This window comes from Bariatricus sp. HCP28S3_D3 (genome assembly GCF_052065755.1).
Lineage (GTDB): Bacteria > Bacillota > Clostridia > Lachnospirales > Lachnospiraceae > Allocoprococcus.
In genome coordinates this window covers 1-1021 of the sequence record NZ_JBQHTK010000085.1, presented here as the reverse complement: position 1 = coordinate 1021, position 1021 = coordinate 1, and the positions used below count along the sequence as shown (strand labels likewise).

General features: G+C 44.5%; 3 rRNA genes. All 3 read left to right on the top strand.

Going from position 1 to position 1021, the window contains the following annotated elements:
- Nucleotides 1-100: ribosomal RNA gene (locus ACTNB3_RS17795) — 16S ribosomal RNA — on the top strand; the annotation flags it as partial.
- 61 nt (nt 101-161) lie between these two features.
- A 5S ribosomal RNA gene (gene rrf / locus ACTNB3_RS17790) occupies nt 162-279 on the top strand.
- 633 nt (nt 280-912) lie between these two features.
- Nucleotides 913-1021, top strand: a 23S ribosomal RNA gene (locus tag ACTNB3_RS17785); the annotation flags it as partial.

Sequence of the window (1021 nt, the reverse complement as noted above, 5' to 3'; positions counted from 1 at the left end):
CCCAACCGAAAGGAGGGAGCTGCCGAAGGTGGGACCGATAACTGGGGTGAAGTCGTAACAAGGTAGCCGTATCGGAAGGTGCGGCTGGATCACCTCCTTTCTAAGGAAGAAAAGTAAGGGTTGTTTCTATTGTTTAGTTATCAAAAAGATAACAGAATATTTCTGGTGGCGATGCGCTTAGGGGACACACCCGTTCCCATCCCGAACACGATGGTTAAGACCTAAGCGGCCGATGGTACTGCACTGGAGACGGTGTGGGAGAGCAGGTGGCCGCCAGAACTGCAAAAAATAAGACGGATTCGCCGTCGAAGTTCATATAGATACAGACACAGAGTCTGAGGGGATTCTGCGGTCAACCCAATCAGCAGGGCAGTGCTGTTAATGATAGCTGGTTTTACCAGTGATTAAAGATTAGAAAAGATTCTGGTCTTTAATGACTGATAAAATATCAGTCAGAGAAATGTGTGTACATTGCACCTCGAGAACAAGTTCTCTCGGTCGTGTGCAGGCACACTATATAACAGAGTAATTTCTTGCTTACAGATGCAAGCATCTGACACAATAAATAATCTGTTATGCAATGTACCTTGAAAATCGCATACAAAGAAAATCAATTCTCAAATAAATAGAGAAAGACATCCGAGGTGATTGTTATTCTTAAGAGTAACAATTAACTAACACTTCGAGAAAACGAAGTAAAAAAACAACCTTGAATACCAACGCATATAACGCTATATATGTGTCGATGTTAGAAAGTGACCCGTCGAATGATTTACGGAGCGGTTATCTCACGAGCAGAGCTCGTTCGATATCCTTTGCTTCGCAAATGATTCCGCAGATTACAAACCGGTCTTATGGAAGCAAGCTTCCAAGAACCGCTTTGAATCAGCAGAACCGCTTTCGACATCCATTGGTTATGCTAGAAAGAGCGCAGGGTGGATGCCTTGGCACTAAGAGCCGATGAAAGACGTGATAAGCTGCGAAAAGCTTCGGGGAGGAGCAAATATCCGACGATCCGGAG